Genomic DNA, 18211 nt, shown 5'->3' with positions numbered 1-18211 from the left:
CCTCAGGCGAGGGAGGCGTAGAGCCCGGGGCGGCGGTCGCGCAGGTACGGGTTGGTCTCGCGGGAGGCTCCCAGGAGCTCCGGGTCGACCTCGCCGAACACCATTTCCTCGCCGCGGCCGGCGCGGGTGCGGGTGACCCCGTCCGGACTGGCGAGGCAGCTGAGGCCGACGAACTCGAACTCGCCCTCGGGGCCGGTCCGGTTGACGTACGCGATGTACATCTGGTTCTCGAAGGCCCGTACCGGGACCAGCTGTTCGGCGACGAACTGGAACGGGTGCATCTGCGCGGTCGGGACCAGGAGGAGGTCGGTCCCGGCCAGGGCGTGGGCGCGTACGTTCTCGGGGAACTCCACGTCGTAGCAGATCATGATGCCGACGCGGAGGCCGTTCAGGTCCGCCTGGACGACGGGGGTGTCGCCGGGGGTGAAGGCCTCCTGCTCGAAGCAGCCGAACAGGTGGGTCTTGCGGTAGTTCGCCAGCCGGGCCCCGTCGGGGCCGATGAGCTGGGCCGAGTTGTAGACCGTGTCGCCGTCGCGCTCGGGGTAGCCGTACAGGACGGCGATCCCGTGGCGGCGGGCGATGCCCCCGATGGTGTGGGCGGACTCGCCGTCGGCCGGTTCGGCCAGGCCCGCGATGTCCCCGACCTCCAGCGCGTAGCCGGTCAGGTACATCTCCGAGGTCACGAGGAGCCCGCCCCCGCTCTGTGCGGCGCGCGCCGCGGCCTCGTCGAGCCGCTTCAGGTTCTCGGCGGTGTCGCCGAGCCGTCCGGAGCTCTGGAGGAGTGCGGTGCGCAGCGGGGGCATGGGCGTACCTCTGTGACAGGTGGGGTGGGGGTCGTAAAACGGTACGTTCGGGCGTTCGACCGGGACAAGCCGTCAGCGTTGCGCTGGGCTCATCGATTCGTTGCGCGTTCCTGCCGGTGCGCGGCGAATCGTTGCGCGGGCCCTGGTGGGCGGGCTGAGCGGGGGGTGGGTCGGACGCGGAGAGCCGGTGCGGATGGCGGGTGGATGGCGGGCGCGTAAATCCGCTGCTCCCGGGGGCTCAAGGGGCATAGCCTGCGGCCGTCGCCACCATCCCGGGCCCCCGCACGGGGCTCCGGGGGCGCCCGCTCCTGAGGAAGGATTCCGCACCGCATGCCCACCGAGAACCCCTCCGCCCCGCTGGACAACCCGGTCTGGGCCGCGCTGACCGGCCCGCACCGCGCGTTCGCCGAGTACTCCGGGCGCGGGGCCGCCCGCTACCTCCCGGCGGCGAACCCCTTCGCCGCCGTCGCCGACCCCGCCGATCCGGCCGCCTGGGCGGATCTGGCCGCGCTGGTGGGGCCGGGCCGGGAGGTGTGGCTGACCGGCCTGCCGACGCCGCCGGCCGGCTGGGAGACGGTGCGCGTCATCCCGGGCGTGCAGCTGGACGGGCGGGCGGTGCGGGCCGAGGCCGCGCCGGAGGCGGTCCGGCTGGGGCCGGCCGACGTGGCGGAGATGACGGCGCTGGTGGAGCTGACCGAGCCGGGCCCCTTCCTGCCGCGCACCATCGAGCTGGGCAGCTATCTCGGGATCCGCCGCGAGGGCCGGCTGGTGGCGATGGCCGGGGAGCGGTTGCGGCCCCCGGGCTGGACGGAGATCAGCGCGGTGTGCACCCACCCGGCCCACCGCGGTCAGGGACTGGCCGCACTGCTGGTCCGGGCGGTGGCGGCGGGGATCCGGGAGCGCGGGGACGTCCCGTTCCTGCACGCGGCCGCCGAGAACACCGGCGCGATCCGGCTGTACGAGTCGATGGGCTTCGTCCTGCGCCGGGAGCCGGTCTTCATCGGGCTGCGCACCCCCGGAACCCCCGTTGATCAGGCATGACACGGTTTAACACGCAGTTCATCGACTCCCGGCCGGAGCTCCCGTAGCGTCGGCCGGGACGGGGGCCCGGGCAGGGGGCCGGGCGGCCGGGCGATGAACACGCGGATCAGCGGCCGCCCGGCCCTCCGCCCGGCTCCCGTCCCCGTGTGCCCTCAGCCGGCCCGTCGGCCCCGCTCGGCCCAGGCGCGGGCGAACAGCTCGTGCGGGGGCAGCGGCGCGAGCAGGCGCAGCAGGGGCAGGTGGAGGTTCGTGCCCGAAGCGGCCGCCACGTGTGCGGCGAGCTTCGCCGTCTCCACGGGGAGGTGCGGGGCCTTGGCCTGTGTCCACTCCCCCGGGACGAACAGCGTCCGGCCCGCACGGGTCCGCTTGTCGCTCACCACGGCGCCCGTCGCCAGCAGCTCCGCCTGGGCGGCCTTGTGCCGGGCGGGGGTCCAGCCGTTCCAGCGGCGGACGTTGCGGTCGGTGGGGCGGGCGAGGGCCAGCAGCTGGAGGTGGAGGGCGGCGGCGTCCGTACCGGTCCCGAGGGCCGCGGCCACCTCGGCGACCAGCTCCGGGGCGCTCAGCGCGGGGTCGGCCTCGTAGCCGCCCTCGGGGACCGGGGTGGCGGCGGCGCGGGCGGCCAGCCGGTCCAGGCCGTCGAAGAGGTCCCGGTGCCGGTGCAGGACGGTCAGCAGGTAGCCCTCCCGGACGGTGGCGGCGATCCGTTCGGCCCGCGCCATCCGCTCCGGGTCGGCGAGGGCGGCCGGCCGCAGGAAGCAGTCCCCGCTGGGCACGGCCACCACGAACAGCCCGTCGTCATGGGCGGTGGAGGTGCCGGGTGCGCCCTCCCACAGCGGCTTCGGGCACGGCAGGAGGGTCCCCTCGTACGGGGCGAACGCCGCGTCGGTCGCCGCGATGGCGGCCAGTTCCTTGAAGAAGCCGCCCAGCGGGACGAGCGCTCCCGGGCCGTCCAGCTGGGCCCGCAGCCGCCCGTACAGGGCGAGGGCTCCCCGGGCGGCCGGATCCCCGACGGGCCGCTCGGTCAGCGCCCAGGCGATCACGGAGGCGGCCCGCTGGTGCGCGGGCTCCCCGGCGTGCACCCAGTCCCCGGCGGTGCCGTCCGGCGCGGTGTGGTGGAGCTCGATCCCGCCCATCCGGCCTCCCGTGAGGACGAGGCCGTCCTCACCGAAGGGCGAGTCGGCGGGGACGCGTCCGGCGGGCAGGGACCGGGCCCAGGTGTCGGGCAGGCCCAGCTCGGCCTCCAGGGCGGCGGCCAGTTCCTCGTCGGTGTGTTCCCCGCAGCCGAGGAGCCCGTTCCAGACGGCGGCCATCCGCCCGGTCGCCGCGGTCACGCCGCCGGGCTCCCACAGGGCGGCCGGGTCCTCGGGCACCGCGGCGGCCAGGACGGCGCGCCGTCCGGCGTCGCCGAGGCGCCGGCAGAGGTCGTCGTACTGCCGGGCGAGGGCCTTGTTCGCCTTGAACGGGGCGGTGGCGAGCAGCTTGAGGTGCTCGTCGTAGTGGGCGCGGCCGGGGAAGCCGCCGAGGACGAGGGCGGCGACGGGGGCGCGGACCCCGGTCGCGCGGGCGAAGGCGTCCCGGGCGGCGGGCGGTACGGGCAGCGGGCCGCGTTCGGCGAGCAGCTCCAGCAGGCGGGGCAGGCGTACGGAGTCGTCGGCGTCGACGGTGCGGACCTCGCAGTCCTCGGCCCCCTCGGGCGCCGGGTCGGCGGCCCGCTGGAGGAACCAGGCGGTGCCGCCGCGGACGGGGCCGGAGCTCAGGGTGTGTCCGGCGGCGCGGCGGGCGGCCAGGGACCCCGCGGTCGCCCGGCCGGTGCGCCAGGCGGAGCCCGGCTCGGCGAAGGGCTGCCCGCTCCAGGTCTCCAGCAGGGCGGCCAGCGCTTCGCGTTCGCCGTCGGGGGTGGTGGCGGCGACGGCCCGCCAGGCGACGGCGCCGATCCCGCCGACCAGCGGCTCCCAGGTCTCGGGGACGGCGGGCCTGGCCAGGACGCGGGCCTCGTCGTCGATCTCGCCGCGCAGGTGGCGTCCGTCGGCGGCGACGGCGGTCTGGACGGCGGGCTGCGGGGGGAGGGAGGGCTCGTCGTAGGCGCGCCGGCGTTCGGGGACGAGCCCGTGCAGGGCGGGGACGAGCACGCTGTCGGGGGTTTCGGTGCGCAGCGAAACCACCGGTCCGGAGCGGATGACGGCGACCTTGCGGGACAGTTCGCGGCGGCGGCGCAGGACGTCGGCCGCGAGGACCGCCGCCCGGGCAACGCCGTCGGCGACGGCGGGGTCGAGGGGGCGGCCGGGCAGGGCGGGCGCGGGCTCGCCTGCCAGGGCGGCGTCGAGCAGGGCCCGTACGGCGGTGTCGTCCACGGTGCGCAGGGCGCGGGAGGAGGCGGTGCAGCGTTCGGTGAGGAAGTGCCAGAAGGCGGGCGGCGGGACGGGGCCCGCGCCGTCCCCGAAGCCCGGGGTGCGGCGCCGGTCGGAGCCGGGGAAGCCCTGGACCTGCCAGAGGAGGGAGTTGTCCTCGGCGGCGTGGCAGCGGATGGTCTCCTGGCCGGCCAGGACCGCCTCCTCGCCGCCCTGCGGCATCCGGATCACGGCCCAGGGGCGGCGGCCCCAGCGGCGGCTGCGGTAGCCGGCGCGGCGGCCGTCGACGCCCTCCAGGAGGAACTCCCTGGGCGAGGGGCCGGGGTAGGGGGTGCGGTTGAGGACGCGGAAGCCGACGAGGCGGCCGTCCTGGCCGAGCGGGGAGCCGGGGGCGCCGTCGGGGAGGACGGCGAGGGTCTGGAGGTCCCTGAAGTGCTCGGTGCCGGGCGGGAGGGGGGCGGCGGTGTGGAAGGCGGGGGTGTCGTGGCCGGGGACGGCGGCTCCGGTGGCGGGGTCGACGCGGGTCCAGGTGCGCCAGGCGTCGTGGACGCCGGTGGTCCAGAAGTGCTCCCCGTCGCTCATCTGGACGTCGTGGGAGCCGATGCCCTGCCGGTCGCCGGGGCGCAGCACGTGCCCCTCCTCGAGGCGGCCGCCGTCGGGGGTGGCGAACTGGTAGCCGAGGCCGCCCTGGATCATGCCGCCGTAGCGGCGCAGGCCGAGCTGCCGCTCCGCTTCGAAAACGTCCTCGGGGCGGTCGGCCCAGAAGGCGTGGGTGCCGAACGAGGCCCGGGGGGTGGTGGCGAAGCCGACCAGGAAGGAGCCGCCGGCCCAGTGGACGGTGTGGGCGGTCGCCCCGTCCGGGAGCCGGAAGGCGCAGGAGCCGCGGGGGCCGGCGTGGTCGACGGCCACGGCCCGGTCCGGTCCGTAGACGGTCAGGACGGGCCAGGTGCAGGTGACCCCGGTGACCGCGGCGGGTCCGCCGAGGCCCGCTACGGCCTCTTCCAGGGCGGGCCATGCCCATTCCTCGGGGAGTCCGGCGCGCAGGGCCCGGCCGAGGGGGCCGGTGAGGTCCAGTGCGCCGAGGGCCTCCTCGATGCCGTCGAGGGCGAGGGCGGTGGGCCGGTCGAGGAGGCCGGCCAGCTCGTCGGCGGCCTCGTCGGCGGCGGCGAGGCCGCCGCCGCACAGGGCGCCGAGCAGGGTTTCGACGCGGGCGTGGACCCCGGCGGCGATGCCGGCGTTGCCGGGGAGGAGGGTGATGGCCGTGCCGGAGCGGCGCAGGCCGGCGTGGACGGTGCCCTCCAGGCGGGGGCCGAAGACGGGGTCGGCGGCGAGGGCCTTGAGGTCGCGGCGCGATCTCCCGTCCCAGAACACCAGCCGTACGGCGGCGCCGGGGTCCTCGACGGGGATGCCCTCGGCGAGGCAGGCGTCGAGGAGGTCGGCGTCCAGGCCCTGGTAGCGGTAGCGGTCCTCGTGCAGCCGCAGCGGGGTTCCGGCGGCGCGCAGCCGGGGCGCCCAGCGGGTCAGGAGCTCGAACAGCTCGGCGGGCATCGGCTGGCGCATGACGCCGCCGCCGGAGCGGCCGTGTCCGAAGCGGCGGGTGTAGCGGGCGAACCAGCCGGGCAGGCCGTCCTCGGGGACGATCCGGCCGGCCGCGGCGGCGTCGGCGGCGCCGCAGCCGAGGAGGAGGCGCAGCCAGGAGGAGGCGTCGCCGCGGCTCTCGGGGAAGAGGCCGAGGAGCGCGAGGGCGGTGTCCTCGGCCGGGGGGTGGGCGGTCAGCAGCGGGGTGGCGGCGTCCAGGAGCCGGTCGGGGACCTCCTTGCTGCGGGCCTCGGCCAGGACGAGGCCCAGGACGCGGGCCTCCTCGGCGGTGTCGAGGCCGGCGGCGCGGGCGGAGAGCCGGACGCGGCGGGCCAGGTCGGCGGGGAGCTCGCCGGGCGAGGCGGCCCAGGCGCGCAGGACCCGTACGTACTCCTCGTGCGCGGCGGCGGGTTCCAGGGCGGCGGCCAGCCAGGCCTGGTGGCCACTGAGCTCGGCGCCGGGCAGGGCTCCGGCGCGGGCGAAGAGCAGCAGGTTGGCGCGGTGCCAGTCGGGGTCGACGGGCAGGGCGTGCGCGCGCTCGGCCTTGCGGGCCAGGGCGTAGGCACGGGCGGCGGCGGAGCGCAGGTGCCAGGCGATGAGCTTGTGGCCGACGGTGTCCCAGAACCAGGGCAGGTGGGCGGGGTCCAGGCCCCGGACCCGCCGCTCCAGCCCGTCCACGAACCGGCCGGGCTTCTCGTAGGCCCGGTGGATGGTGCTCAGGACCTCGTCGAACAGCTCGACGGCCGCCGGCTCCGCGGCGGGGTCGTGGGCGCGGGTCCAGTCGGTGTAGACGGTCGACAGGTGCGGTCCGGCCGGCAGCGGGATCTGGATCTTCATGCGGCCGATGGTGGCACGCGCCTGTGACAGTGCCGCCGCCCCCTGTGGATACGACCGCGCCCCCGCCGGATGGTCCGGCGGGGGCGGGGAGTGTCTAGGCGGGCGCTCCCGAGGTGAAGCGCCTCAGCAGGGGCGACAGGACGAGGACGGACTTGGTCCGTTCGACGAAGGGCTCGCCCGCGATGCGCTCGAGGACCCGCTCGAAGTGGCGCATGTCGGAGGCGAAGACCTGGACGAGGGCGTCCGCGTCGCCGGTGACGGTCGACGCGGACACCACCTCGGGGTACCGCTCCAGCCCCCGCCGGATGTCGTCCGGCGAGGTGTTGTGGCGGCAGTAGATCTCGATGAAGCCCTCGGTCTCCCAGCCCATGGCCGCCGGGTCCACGCGGACGGTGAACCCGGTGATGGCGCCTTCGGCGCGCAGCCGGTCCACGCGCCGCTTGACGGCGGGGGCGGAGAGGCCGACTTCGGAGCCGATGTCGGCGTAGGAGCGTCGGGCGTCCTCGGCGAGGGCGTGCACGATGCGTTCGTCGAGATCGTTCAGTCGCACTGCGGATGGATCACTTCTCTGCTGTGGCCACTTCTTCCGTGGCCAGTCGGGAGCGGCGGATGCCGTAGGTGAAGTAGACCACGAGGCCGACGGCCATCCAGCCACCGAAGACGATCCACGTCGGCAGATCGAGGCTGAACATCATGTAGCCGCAGGCGAGGAAGCCCAGGATCGGGGTGACGGGGAAGAGGGCCACCTTGAAGGTGCGCGGCATGTCGGGCTTGGTGTAGCGCAGGATGATCACGGCGATGTTGACCAGGCCGAAGGCGAAGAGGGTGCCGATGCTGGTGGCGTCGGCGAGCTTGCCCAGCGGGATGAAGGCCGCGAGGACGCCGCAGAAGAGGGAGACGATGACCACGTTGGCGCGGGGGGCGCCGGTCTTCTCGTCGACCTTGGCGAAGACCTTGGGGACGAGGCCGTCGCGGGACATCGCGAAGAGGATGCGGGTCTGGCCGTAGAGGACGGCGAAGACGACGGAGAAGATCGCGATCACGGCGCCGGCGGCGAGGACGACGCCCCAGACGCTGGTGCCGGTGACGTCGGTCATGATCTGGGCCAGCGCGGCCTCGGTGCCCTCGAAGTCCTTCCACGGCATGGCGCCGACGGCGACGAAGGCGACGAGGACGTAGAGGACGGTGACGATGCCCAGCGAGAGCATGATCGCGCGCGGCAGGTCCTTCTTCGGGTTCTTCGCCTCCTCACCGGCGGTGGAGGCGGCGTCGAAGCCGATGTAGGAGAAGAAGAGGGTGGAGGCGGCGGCGCTGATGCCGGTGACGCCGAGCGGGGCGAGCGGCGTGTAGTTGCCGGACTTGATGCCCATGACGCCGATGCCGATGAAGAGGATCAGCGTGACGATCTTCACGGCGACCATGATCGAGTTGACGGTGGCGCTCTCCTTGGCGCCGCGCATCAGGAAGACCATCGAGAGCAGGACGACGACCAGCGCCGGCAGGTTGATGAACCCGCCCTGGCCGTACGGCTGGGAGACCGCCTCGGGGATGGTGATGCCGATGGTCCCGTCGAGGAGCTCGTTGAGGTACTGGCCCCAGCCGACGGCGACGGCCGCGACGGAGACGGCGTACTCCAGGACCAGGCACCAGCCGCAGATCCAGGCTATGAGCTCGCCCATGGTGGCGTACGCGTAGGAGTACGAGGAGCCGGAGACCGGGACGGAGCCGGCCAGCTCGGCGTAGGAGAGGGCCGAGAAGAGCGCGGTGAGGCCCGCGATGACGAAGGAGATCGTCACGGCGGGGCCGGCCTTGGGGGCGGCGGTGCCGAGGACGACGAAGATGCCGGTGCCCAGGGTGGCACCGATGCTGATCATGGTCAGCTGCCACATGGTGAGCGAGCGGCGCAGCGTGCCGCCCTCGCCCTGCCCGCCCTCGGAGACGAGCCGCTCGACCGGCTTGCGCCGCATGAGCGGGTTCACGGGCTTGCGCGTCTCCGGGGAGAGCGGGGGTGCCTGGCCCTGATCGAGCACGAGGGGACTCCTTTGACACTGCGGGATGGGGACGGGTCGGGCGTCGACCGCAGCGGTCCGGAGCAGTTTTCAGACGGATGGGAGCCCGTCTGGGCATGAGAGGACCGCCGAGCAGGCGGTCCGCGCCACTCCACGTACAGGGGGTGAGCCTACGAGCTGAGTGATACTGCCCGTAATGCACCATCCTTGCACATTGACGGACGATCGTTGCGCGGATCTGTCCTGGATGGTCCTTTGTTGCACGTGGATGTTCGATCAGTGCGCGACCCCCCTCGATCGCCGTTCTTGACAGACCGTCAGAATTGCCGCAGCGTGCCGCCATGGACGCCGACAGAACGGCCACGGCCTGGCTCGATCCGGGCCCCTTCCTGCGCGGTATCGCCTGGCTGGATCAGGACCGCCCGGTACGGGCCGACCCGGCCGACACCGAGCGGCTGCCCTGGGACACCGGCGAGCGGGCCACCCTGCCGATCGGGGTCCGCCTGGAGTTCCTCGCCCACGGGGCGCACGCGGTGGAGATCCACTACCGGGCCGCCGTGCCCGGCCCCACGAACGCCCTGCGCGACCTCGCGCACGGCTTCTCCCTCTGGGACCGCCACGGAATGGTCCGCGAGGTCTTCACCGACCCCGCCGCCGAGGCCGTCGTCCGCGTTCCCCTGCCCGGCGGGGCCGGGCCCTTCACCGTCCACCCGCCCGAGGCGCAGTCCCCGCTGGTCCTGGGCGTGCGCGGGGTCGGCGGAGCCCTGGCGCCGGCCCCGCCCGCCCCGCGCTGGGTGGTGCACGGGGACTCGATCACCGAGGGGTGGTGGTCCACCCGGCCCGCCCACGGCTGGACGGCCGTCGCCGGGCGGGCGCTCGGCTGGGACACCGTGAACCTCGGGTACGCGGGCGCCGCGCGCGGGGAGCTGGCCACCGCCGAGCAGCTCGCGTCCCTGCCCGCCGACGCCCTCACCCTCGCCTTCGGCACCAACTGCTGGACCCGCGTCCCCCACACCGCCGCCCTGCTGTACGAGACCACCCGCGTCTTCCTCGACCTGGTCCGCCAGGGCCACCCCCGGACCCCGCTGCTGCTGGTCTCCCCCGTGCTGCGGCCGGACGCCGAACGCACCCCCAACCGGCTCGGCGCCACCCTGGGCGCCCTGCGCGACGCCATGGAGCGGGCCGCCCGCGAACGGATCGCCGCCGGGGACGGACGCCTGGCCCTGCTGCCGGGCCGGGACCTGCTGGGGCCCGAGCACCTCGCGGACGGGCTGCACCCCAACGACGCCGGACACCGCACCCTCGGCCTCGCTGTGGTCACGGCCCTGCGGCGGGCCGGGTTCGACGGCGGGTGAGTGAAACACGCCATACCGCCCCCGGTGAACAGGACGCTCCCCCGGCGCCGTGTTCCGCACGAGTTGACGGGTACGGCGGGCGAACAGCCCCCGGACCCGGCGGAACACACACGGGAGAGATCACCATGGGCATCAAGCGCGGAACCACCCTGGCCGCGGTCGCGGTCGTCGTCGTGCTGGCGGCGACCGCCTGCAACGGGGACGACAAGGCCGACAAGGCCGACGCGGCCAAGCCGGCCGGGGCCACCGCCGCCGCTCCCGCCGCCGACCCCTACGCCGGCGGCGGGGGCGCCGGGGCGGCCGCGGCCAAGCCCGCCGGCGCGCTCGCCGTCTCGACCACCGACAAGCTCGGGCCGGTGCTCACCGACAGCGCCGGGTTCACCCTGTACCGCTTCGACAAGGACACCGCCAAGCCCCCGGCGTCCAACTGCGACGGGGACTGCGCCAAGGCCTGGCCGGTGGTCCCGGCGGGCGACGCGAGCGCCGCGGCGGGCATGGACCCGTCCCTGCTGGGCGAGGTGGTCCGCAAGGACGGCAGCAAGCAGCTGACGGTGGCCGGCTGGCCCGCGTACCGCTTCGCCAAGGACACCAAGGCCGGCGACCTGGGCGGCCAGGGAGTCGGCGGCACCTGGTTCGCGCTCGCGCCCGACGGCAAGAAGGCCGCGAAGGCCGCGGCCCCCGCCCCGGCCGGGACCCCCGGCCAGGCCGCCGGGGCGCTGACCGTGGCCAAGGACCCCGCGCTCGGTGAGCACATCGTCGACGGCAACGGCATGACCGTCTACCGCTTCAAGCCCGACACCGCCTGGCCGATGGTCTCCAAGTGCACGGGGGACTGCCTCGCCAAGTGGCCCGTGGTCCCCCCGGCGGAGCGGGGCAGCGGGATCGTCGAGAAGAACTACCTGGTCCTCGACCGCCCCGACGGCAAGAAGCAGCAGACCGTCAACTGCTGGCCCGTCTACACCTTCACCGGGGACAAGAAGCCCGGCGACGTCAACGGGCAGGGCGTGGGCGGCACCTGGTACGCCGTCGCCCCCGACGGCAAGCTCATCGGCGCCCAGTAGCCGGGAGTTCCACTCCCCGCCCCTCCCCCCACGCACCGGCCGCACGGCCCCCGCCCTCCTCCCCCCGGGCGGGGGCCGTGCTCAGGCCGTGTCTTTCGGGTCAGGCAGGGCCCGCGACCCCTGGCACCGCACCTCGCCGAGTTGGCGGAGCACCCCAGTACGTCCAGTACGAGGGCGCCCCGCCAACGCGCCGATGCACGGCACCAGAGGCCGCGGGCTGATCCTGCCTGACCCGAAAGACGCGGCCTAGACTCGGGCCATGCTGCGCGTACTGGCCGTCGACGACGAGAAGCCCTTGCTGGAGGAACTCCTCTACCTGCTGCGCTCCGACGAACGGGTGCTCAGCGCGGAGGGGGCCTCGGACGCCACCGAGGCACTGCGCCGGATCACGCGGGCGGTGGAGAGCGGTCCCGACGGGCCCGACGCCATCGACGTGGTCTTCCTCGACATCCAGATGGCCGGGCTGACCGGCCTGGACATCGCCCGGCTGCTGGCCGGGTTCGCCCGGCCGCCGCTGATCGTGTTCGTCACGGCGCACGAGGGCTTCGCCGTCCAGGCCTTCGACCTCGAGGCGGTGGACTACGTCCTCAAGCCCGTACGGCCGGAGCGCCTGGCCGAGGCCGTCCGGCGGGCCCGCGACCTGCTGGGCCGACCCGTGCGGGAACAGGAGCCCGAGCCGGAGCGGGCGGCCGTCCCGGCGCCCCGCCGGCAGGCCGCCGAGGCGTCCGCGGCCGAGCGGCCCCCGGAGCAGATAGCCGTCGAACTGGGCGGGGTCACCCGGTTCGTGGCCATCGCGGACATCGCCTACGTGGAGGCCCAGGGCGACTACGCCCGGCTGCACACCGACGAGGGCAGCCACCTCGTGCGCATCCCGCTGTCCACCCTGGAGGAGCGCTGGGCGGCCCGCGGCTTCGTCCGCATCCACCGCCGGCACCTGGTGGCGCTGAGCCGGATCGACGAACTCCGGCTGGACGCGGGCACCACCACCGTCCGCATCGGCCCGGCGGAACTCCAGGTCAGCCGCCGCCACGCCCGCCAACTCCGCGACCTCCTGATGCGCCAGGCCACGGGGTAGGACCCGCCCCGGCCTGGGCGGGCGGCCGCTCCGGTGGCGCGTCGCGCCGGGATGCGGTAGGCACCCGGAGGGCGCATGCTGGAGAGGGGTGTCGAACGGACCGTTCGCGGCCGAGACGACCTCACCCCGACCGCCGCGCCGTAGCGCCACGGTTGCCTCCGTTCCCCCGGTGTCCGCGGACGACCCCGTCCGGGTGTCCCGTCCCCCGCCGGGGCGGTGCCGCTGCGCCCGACGGCGCCCACTTCTCTGTCGCCCCGCGACGAGTACGACCGGCGGAGGAGGACATGACGCGCACCCGCCCGACCGCCCGGGACGGGCGACCCCCGATGACGGCGGGCTGATCCCGTGGCCACCCCCGGCACGAAGTCCGACGGCGGCGGTCTTTCCTCGGGGCTGCTCTCCACCGTGGCCCAGGTCCTGGGACCGGACGGCGGCGTGGTCGGCGCGGGCTTCCTGCTCTCCGAGGACGTCCTGGTCACCTGTGCGCACGTCGTGCGCGCTGCCGGCTCGCAGCCGGGCGAGGACGTGCGGCTGGCCTTCCCCCGCAGTCCCGGGGCGCCCCGCATCGAGGGCCGGGTGCTGGAGGAGGCGTGGCGTGCTCCCGAGGACGAGGACGTGGCCGTGGTGCGGCTGCACGGTACCTCGGAAGGCATGGAGGGGTTGCCGATGGGCACGGCGGCGGGATGCCATGGCCACCCGGTGCGCTCGTTCGGCTTCCCCTCCCAGGCCCCGCCCGGCGGGCACTTCGGCTTCGGGGTGGCCGGCGATCTGCTGCCGGCGGCCGCCGGAAGGAGCGCGTACCTGCAGTTGACCTCCGCCAACGACCTGACCACCGGCTTCAGCGGCGGTCCGGTCGTCGACGAGGTCACGGGCCTGGTCATCGGCATGCTCACCGAGATCGCCTCACCGGACCAGTACGAGCGGGGGCAGGGCATCGCCTACGTCACTCCCACGCAGGTGCTGCGGGAGGTGTGGCCGGAGCTGGCCGAGCAGGAGGTGTGCCCCTACCAGGGGCTGGAGCGGTTCACCGCCGAGCAGGCCCAGTGGTTCGAGGGCCGCGGAGAGGCCGTGCGGCAGGTGCTGGCGAACCTGGCTCAGCAGCAGCGGCTCACCCTGCTCCTCGGCCCGTCCGGTTCGGGCAAGTCGTCCCTGGTCGAGGCGGGTGTCCTGCCCGCCCTGGCCGCGGGGGAACTGCCGCAGAGCGACCGGTGGCTGCCCGTGGTCGCCCGGCCCAGGCAGGACCTGCTGGCCGAGCTCGAGCGTGCCGGGCTGCCCGGGGCCGCCACCGAGGGGATCGCCGCGGCCGTCACCAGCAGGCTGGCGGCCGATCCCTTCCACCGGCGTGTCGTCCTGGTCGTCGACCAGTTCGAGGAGCTCCTCCAGTTCGAGGAGCTCCTCGCCCAGTCCGCGAGCGGTCCGCAGCACGAGCGCCGCCTCGCCGCCACGAACGAGATCACCGCGGCGGTCAAGTCACGTGCCGCACTGAGCGTGATCCTGATCATGCGGGACGACTTCTACCCCCAGCTGGCAGCCCTGGCCCGCATGTTCGAGGCTGCCGTGCCGGGACTGCTCAACGTACCGAGCGCCCTGAGCCAGCAGGACCTGCACGACATCATCACCCTGCCGGCCGAGCGCATGGGGGCCCGCTTCCAGCCCGGCCTGCCCGAGCAGATCATCAGTGACGTCCTGGCCACCACCCCCGGGGGCACGTCGTCCCGCGAGGCACCGGTGACGGTGCTGCCCCTGCTGGAACTGGCGCTCAGTCAGCTCTGGGAGAGACGCCAGGACGGCTATCTCACCCATGACGCGTACCGGCGCATCGGCGGGGTCACCGGCAGCCTGACCACCTGGTGCGACACGGCCATGGACCAGCTGCCGCCCGAGCGCCGCCCCGTCGCGCAGCGGATCCTCACCTCGCTGGTGCGGCCGGCCGACCTGTCCCACCACATTCCCGCCATTCGCGAACAGGTGCCCCTGCACGAGCTGCGCGACCTGGCGGCCGACCCCGGCGCCGGGCCGGACGACGAGGGGTTCGACGAGGTACTGGCCGTCCTCACCCGCCACCGCATCATCACCACGCACACCCCCCTCGATCCGGGGCACCCGGACGCTCCCGCCGGACCGCCGGTCGCCGAACTGATCCACGACGCGCTCATCCAGGACTGGGGCACGCTGCGCGAGTGGGTCGGCCAGGACCACCGCTTCCAGGAGTGGTTCGACCACACCCGCGACCGGCGCGCCCGCTGGGCGGCCGGCAAGGACCCGGGGGACCTGCTGGGAGGAACGGCCCTCGCGGAGGGCCTGGACTGGTCCCGGCAGCGGCACCTGCCCAGTGAGATCGCGGACTTCCTGACCGCGAGCCGGGAGCGCCAGCAGGCCGCCATCCGGCGCAGCAGACGCCTCAACATGGTCCTGGCCTGCCTGCTCGTCCTCGCGCTGGTCGCGGGGGGAGGCGCGGTCTGGCAGTGGCGGACGACCGTCACCCAGCGGCAGGAGGCCCTGTCCCGGCAGCTCGCCGCCCAGTCCGAGGGACTCCTGGGCGTGAACCCCGACCTCGCGGCGCTGCTGGCCGTGCGGGCGTACCGCATCGACCACACCGCCGAGGCCGTCGAAAGCCTGGAGCACAGCACGGCCGACCCACGGCGGCAGGTTCTGCGCGGCCACGACGGCAAGGTGTGGTCTGTGGCGTTCAGCCCCGACCGTCGCACCCTCGCGAGCGGGAGCTCCGACCAGTCGGTGCTGCTGTGGGACGTCGCCACCGGCAAGGCCCGGCCCCCGCTCATCGGGCATACGAAAGGAGTGGAATCGGTGGCGTTCAGCCCGGACGGACGCACCCTGGCCACTGGCAGCGACGACAAGACCGTCCGGTTGTGGGACGTGGTGACGGGAAAGGCCCTCGCCACTCTCCCCGGCCACGCGGGGAAGGTGTACGCGGTGGCCTTCAGCCCCAAGGGACACACCCTGGCCACCGGGAGCGCCGACGGAACGGTGCGCCTGTGGGACGCGGACACCGGCACCTTGCGCACCACGCTGAAGGGCCACACTGGAGAGGTGTACACGTTGGCCTTCAGCCCGGACGGACGCACCCTGGCCACCGGAAGCACCGACGACACCGCACGCCTGTGGGACACGACCACCAACACCACCCGTGCCACGCTGAAGGGCCACACGGACGACGTGCTCTCGGTGGCCTTCAGCCCCGACGGACGCACCCTGGCCACCGGAAGCGTCGACGACACCGCACGCCTGTGGGACACGGCCACCGGCAAAGGCCGTCCCTCCTCCCTCGACATCTGGCACAACGGTGGGGTGGCGTCAGTGGCGTTCAGCCCCGACGGGCGCACCCTGGCCACCGGCAGCTACGACCAGAACGTGAGCCTGTGGAACCCGGCGACCGGCGCGTTCCTCGGCATGCTGGCGGGGCACACCGGCGCAGTGAACCTGGTGGCGTTCAGCCCCGACGGGCGGACCCTCGCCAGCGGGAGCGACGACAAGACCGTACGGCTGTGGGACATGGCCGCCGATGCGATACACCCCGTGCTGAGGGGTCACAGCGCATCGGTGAACTCGGTGGCGTTCAGCCCCGACGGGCGGACCCTGGCCACCGGGAGCGACGACAAGACCGTGCTGCTGTGGGACGCGGCCACCGGCAAGACCCTGCGAACGCTCAAAGGCCACGAGGCGCGGGTGACCACGGTGGCATTCAGCCCCAAGGGACGGATCCTCGCCAGCGCCAGCGGCGACAAGACCGTGCTGCTGTGGGACACCACCACCGGTGAGAAGCTGCGAACGCTCAAAGGCCACAAAGCCGCGGTGCAGTCCCTGGCGTTCAGCCTCGACGGGCGCACCCTGGCCACCGGCGGCGACGACACAACCGTACAGCTGTGGGACACCTCCACGGGTGAACCCGGCAACGCGAGCACGGCCTACAAGGACTGGGTGTACGCGTTGGCGTTCAGCCCCGACAGACGCACGCTCGCCATCGCCGGCTCCAGCAGCACGGGAGACGGAACCAACACGGTAAGACTGTGGGACACGGTCACCGGCATCACCCGCACCACCCTGACGGATCACATCGCAGCGGTGACCTCGCTGGCGTTCAGTCCCAACGGGAGCGTGATCGTCACAGGCAGCGAGGACCACACCGTGCGGTTGTGGAACGTGGCGACCGGCAAGCCCCTGTCTCCGATGTACGGCCACATCTACGCGGTGCGCGCGGTGGCGTTCAGCCCCGACGGACGCACGATCGCCACCGGGGGCGACGACTGGAACGTCCTGTTGTGGAACCCGGACACCGGCAAGCTGCGCCAAACCCTGACCGGCCACGACGGCGCGGTGCTGTCGGTCGCGTTCAGCCCCGACGGGCACACCCTCGCCATCGCCGGCGCCAACGGCACCGTGCAGTTGCGGGACCTCGACCTCAAGCCCGAGGCGGCGGTTGACCACATCTGCCACGCCGTCAACCGCGACCTCACCGCACAGGAACGGACCTCGATCCTTCCCAGCCACGCCGACGGCGTGGCCTGCCCCTCCCACTGACCGCGGGCCCTACCGTCCGGCGTACCAGGGCGCCGTTCGTCGCGCCGGGAAGGGCGTACGGCGATCCGCCGGGGCCGTCGGCCGCAGGGGCCTGGTGTTGGGGTATGTCGGCGCCCGGGCCGCCGTATCGTGGATCTTCCGGCCCCGGGAGGAGCGAAATGTCCGAGATCGAGGCGCTGCTGGACGCGCTGACCGGACTGCCCCGCACCCGGGCCGCCGGCCCCGCGGAGGCCGAGGCGCTGCTGGCGCGGCTGCGCAGCGCGGCCGCCCGCTGGGCGGACGTGCTGTACGAGGCCCGCGAGGGCACCTGCGGGCAGCTGCCGCCGAGTGCGGAGGCGGCCCTGACGCTGGCCTTCCGCCGCGCCGAGGAGTCCTACGTGGAACTGGAGATCGCCCTCCGCGGCTGCGCGGAACACCGCGACCCGGCGTTCTGAGACGACACCCGCCGGCGCGGGGTTCCGCGTGGAGACCGGCCAGGTCAGGGGCCGGAACGCGCCTGTTCCGGGGGCGGATCGGCTGCGTAGACTCCCAAGTCCCCTCCCCCGCCCGCCGAAGGACCCCCGTGAACCAGACGTACGCGCTGACCGCGGTCACCGTCGTCGTCCTCGTCACGGTGCTGGTCGGCGCGCTCGGACTGCGGATATCGCGGACCACCTCCGACTTCTACGTCGCCTCCCGCACCGTCGGCCCCCGGCTGAACGCCGCCGCCATCGGCGGGGAGTACCTCTCCGCCGCCTCCTTCCTGGGGGTGGCCGGGCTGGTGCTGCTCCAGGGGCCGGAGATGCTCTGGTACCCCGTCGGGTACACCGCCGGGTACCTCGTCCTGCTGGTGTTCGTCGCGGCCCCGCTGCGCCGGTCTGGGGCGTACACCCTGCCGGACTTCGCCGAGGGCCGGCTCCAGTCGCAGGCGGTGCGGCGGATCGCGGTGCTGTTCGTGCTCGGGGTCGGCTGGCTGTACCTGCTGCCGCAGCTCCAGGGGGCCGGGCTGACCCTGGAGGTGCTGACCGGGGCCCCGCACTGGGTGGGCGGGCTGGTGGTCGCCTGCGTGGTCACGGCGGCGGTCGCGGCGGGCGGGATGCGCAGCATCACCTTCGTGCAGGCCTTCCAGTACTGGCTCAAGCTCACCGCCCTGCTGGTGCCGGCCTTCTTCCTGCTCGCCGCCTGGGCGGGCGACGGCACGCCCCGCGCCACCTTCGACGCCCCGGCCGTCTTCCGCGAGCACACCGCCGTCACCCTCGCCAGGGACGTCCGGCTGTCGGTCGGCGATCCGCTGACCGTCACGGTGACGGGCCGGGTCGACGGGCGCGCCTACCGGGAGGCCCCGCTGACGCTGGAGCCGGGCCGGCACTCCGTCCAGGCGCGCACCCGGCTGGAGTTCACCGCCGGGTCGGCCGTGCCCGACTCCCGCGCCGGGGCCGACCGGGACACCCCGGGCTGGTCGAAGCCGGTGTCCGGGGGCGAGCGCGGGCACCGGCTGTACGCCACGTACGGGCTGATCCTGGCCACCTTCCTCGGCACCATGGGCCTGCCGCACGTCGCGGTCCGCTTCTACACCAGCCCCGACG

At 74.3% G+C, this 18211-nt stretch carries 11 protein-coding genes; 7 read left to right on the top strand and 4 right to left on the bottom strand.

Annotated elements, in window-relative coordinates:
• Positions 1-2: 2 nt before the first annotated feature.
• Complete coding sequence (locus tag VR44_RS05515; RefSeq protein WP_045946226.1) at positions 3-803, bottom strand: carbon-nitrogen hydrolase family protein; 801 nt, start codon at positions 801-803, stop codon at positions 3-5.
• 330 nt (positions 804-1133) lie between these two features.
• Here VR44_RS05515 and VR44_RS05510 point away from each other — a divergent pair, with 330 nt between their 5' ends.
• Positions 1134-1844 (top strand): GNAT family N-acetyltransferase, encoded by a 711-nt coding sequence (locus VR44_RS05510; protein WP_045946225.1) that lies wholly within the window; start codon positions 1134-1136, stop codon positions 1842-1844.
• Between the two features lie 152 nt (positions 1845-1996).
• Here the strand turns inward: VR44_RS05510 and VR44_RS05505 are convergent, their stop codons facing one another.
• From VR44_RS05505 to VR44_RS05495, 3 genes are all read right to left on the bottom strand, one after another.
• Complete coding sequence (locus tag VR44_RS05505) at positions 1997-6607, bottom strand: hypothetical protein (RefSeq protein ID WP_045946224.1); 4611 nt, start codon at positions 6605-6607, stop codon at positions 1997-1999.
• Positions 6608-6701: 94 nt separating this feature from the next.
• The gene (locus VR44_RS05500) at positions 6702-7157 is read right to left on the bottom strand and encodes an Lrp/AsnC family transcriptional regulator (RefSeq protein WP_007262967.1); all 456 of its coding nucleotides are present in this window, start codon (positions 7155-7157) and stop codon (positions 6702-6704) included.
• Between the two features lie 10 nt (positions 7158-7167).
• Positions 7168-8637, bottom strand: coding sequence for an amino acid permease (locus VR44_RS05495; protein ID WP_045946223.1), 1470 nt, complete (start codon positions 8635-8637; stop codon positions 7168-7170).
• A 320-nt stretch (positions 8638-8957) separates the two neighbouring features.
• Between VR44_RS05495 and VR44_RS05490 the strand changes: the two genes are divergently transcribed.
• From VR44_RS05490 to VR44_RS05465, 6 genes are all read left to right on the top strand, one after another.
• Complete coding sequence (locus VR44_RS05490) at positions 8958-9971, top strand: GDSL-type esterase/lipase family protein (RefSeq protein ID WP_045946222.1); 1014 nt, start codon at positions 8958-8960, stop codon at positions 9969-9971.
• A 125-nt stretch (positions 9972-10096) separates the two neighbouring features.
• Positions 10097-11032, top strand: a complete 936-nt coding sequence (locus tag VR44_RS05485) for an SCO0930 family lipoprotein (RefSeq protein WP_045946221.1) — start codon at positions 10097-10099, stop codon at positions 11030-11032.
• 259 nt (positions 11033-11291) lie between these two features.
• Entirely contained in the window at positions 11292-12107 is an 816-nt protein-coding gene (locus tag VR44_RS05480; protein WP_045946220.1) for a LytR/AlgR family response regulator transcription factor, read from the top strand.
• A 345-nt stretch (positions 12108-12452) separates the two neighbouring features.
• Entirely contained in the window at positions 12453-16646 is a 4194-nt protein-coding gene (locus VR44_RS05475) for an nSTAND1 domain-containing NTPase (RefSeq protein ID WP_052713476.1), read from the top strand.
• A 158-nt stretch (positions 16647-16804) separates the two neighbouring features.
• Positions 16805-17080, top strand: a complete 276-nt coding sequence (locus VR44_RS05470) for a hypothetical protein (RefSeq protein WP_045946219.1) — start codon at positions 16805-16807, stop codon at positions 17078-17080.
• A 128-nt stretch (positions 17081-17208) separates the two neighbouring features.
• On the top strand, positions 17209-18211 hold a 1003-nt coding region (locus VR44_RS05465; RefSeq protein WP_045946218.1), incomplete at its 3' end, for a sodium:solute symporter family transporter.

The sequence above is a fragment of the Streptomyces katrae genome (assembly GCF_000966975.1).
Taxonomy (GTDB): Bacteria; Actinomycetota; Actinomycetes; order Streptomycetales; family Streptomycetaceae; genus Streptomyces; species Streptomyces katrae.
This window is presented reverse-complemented; position numbering and strand designations above follow the sequence as displayed.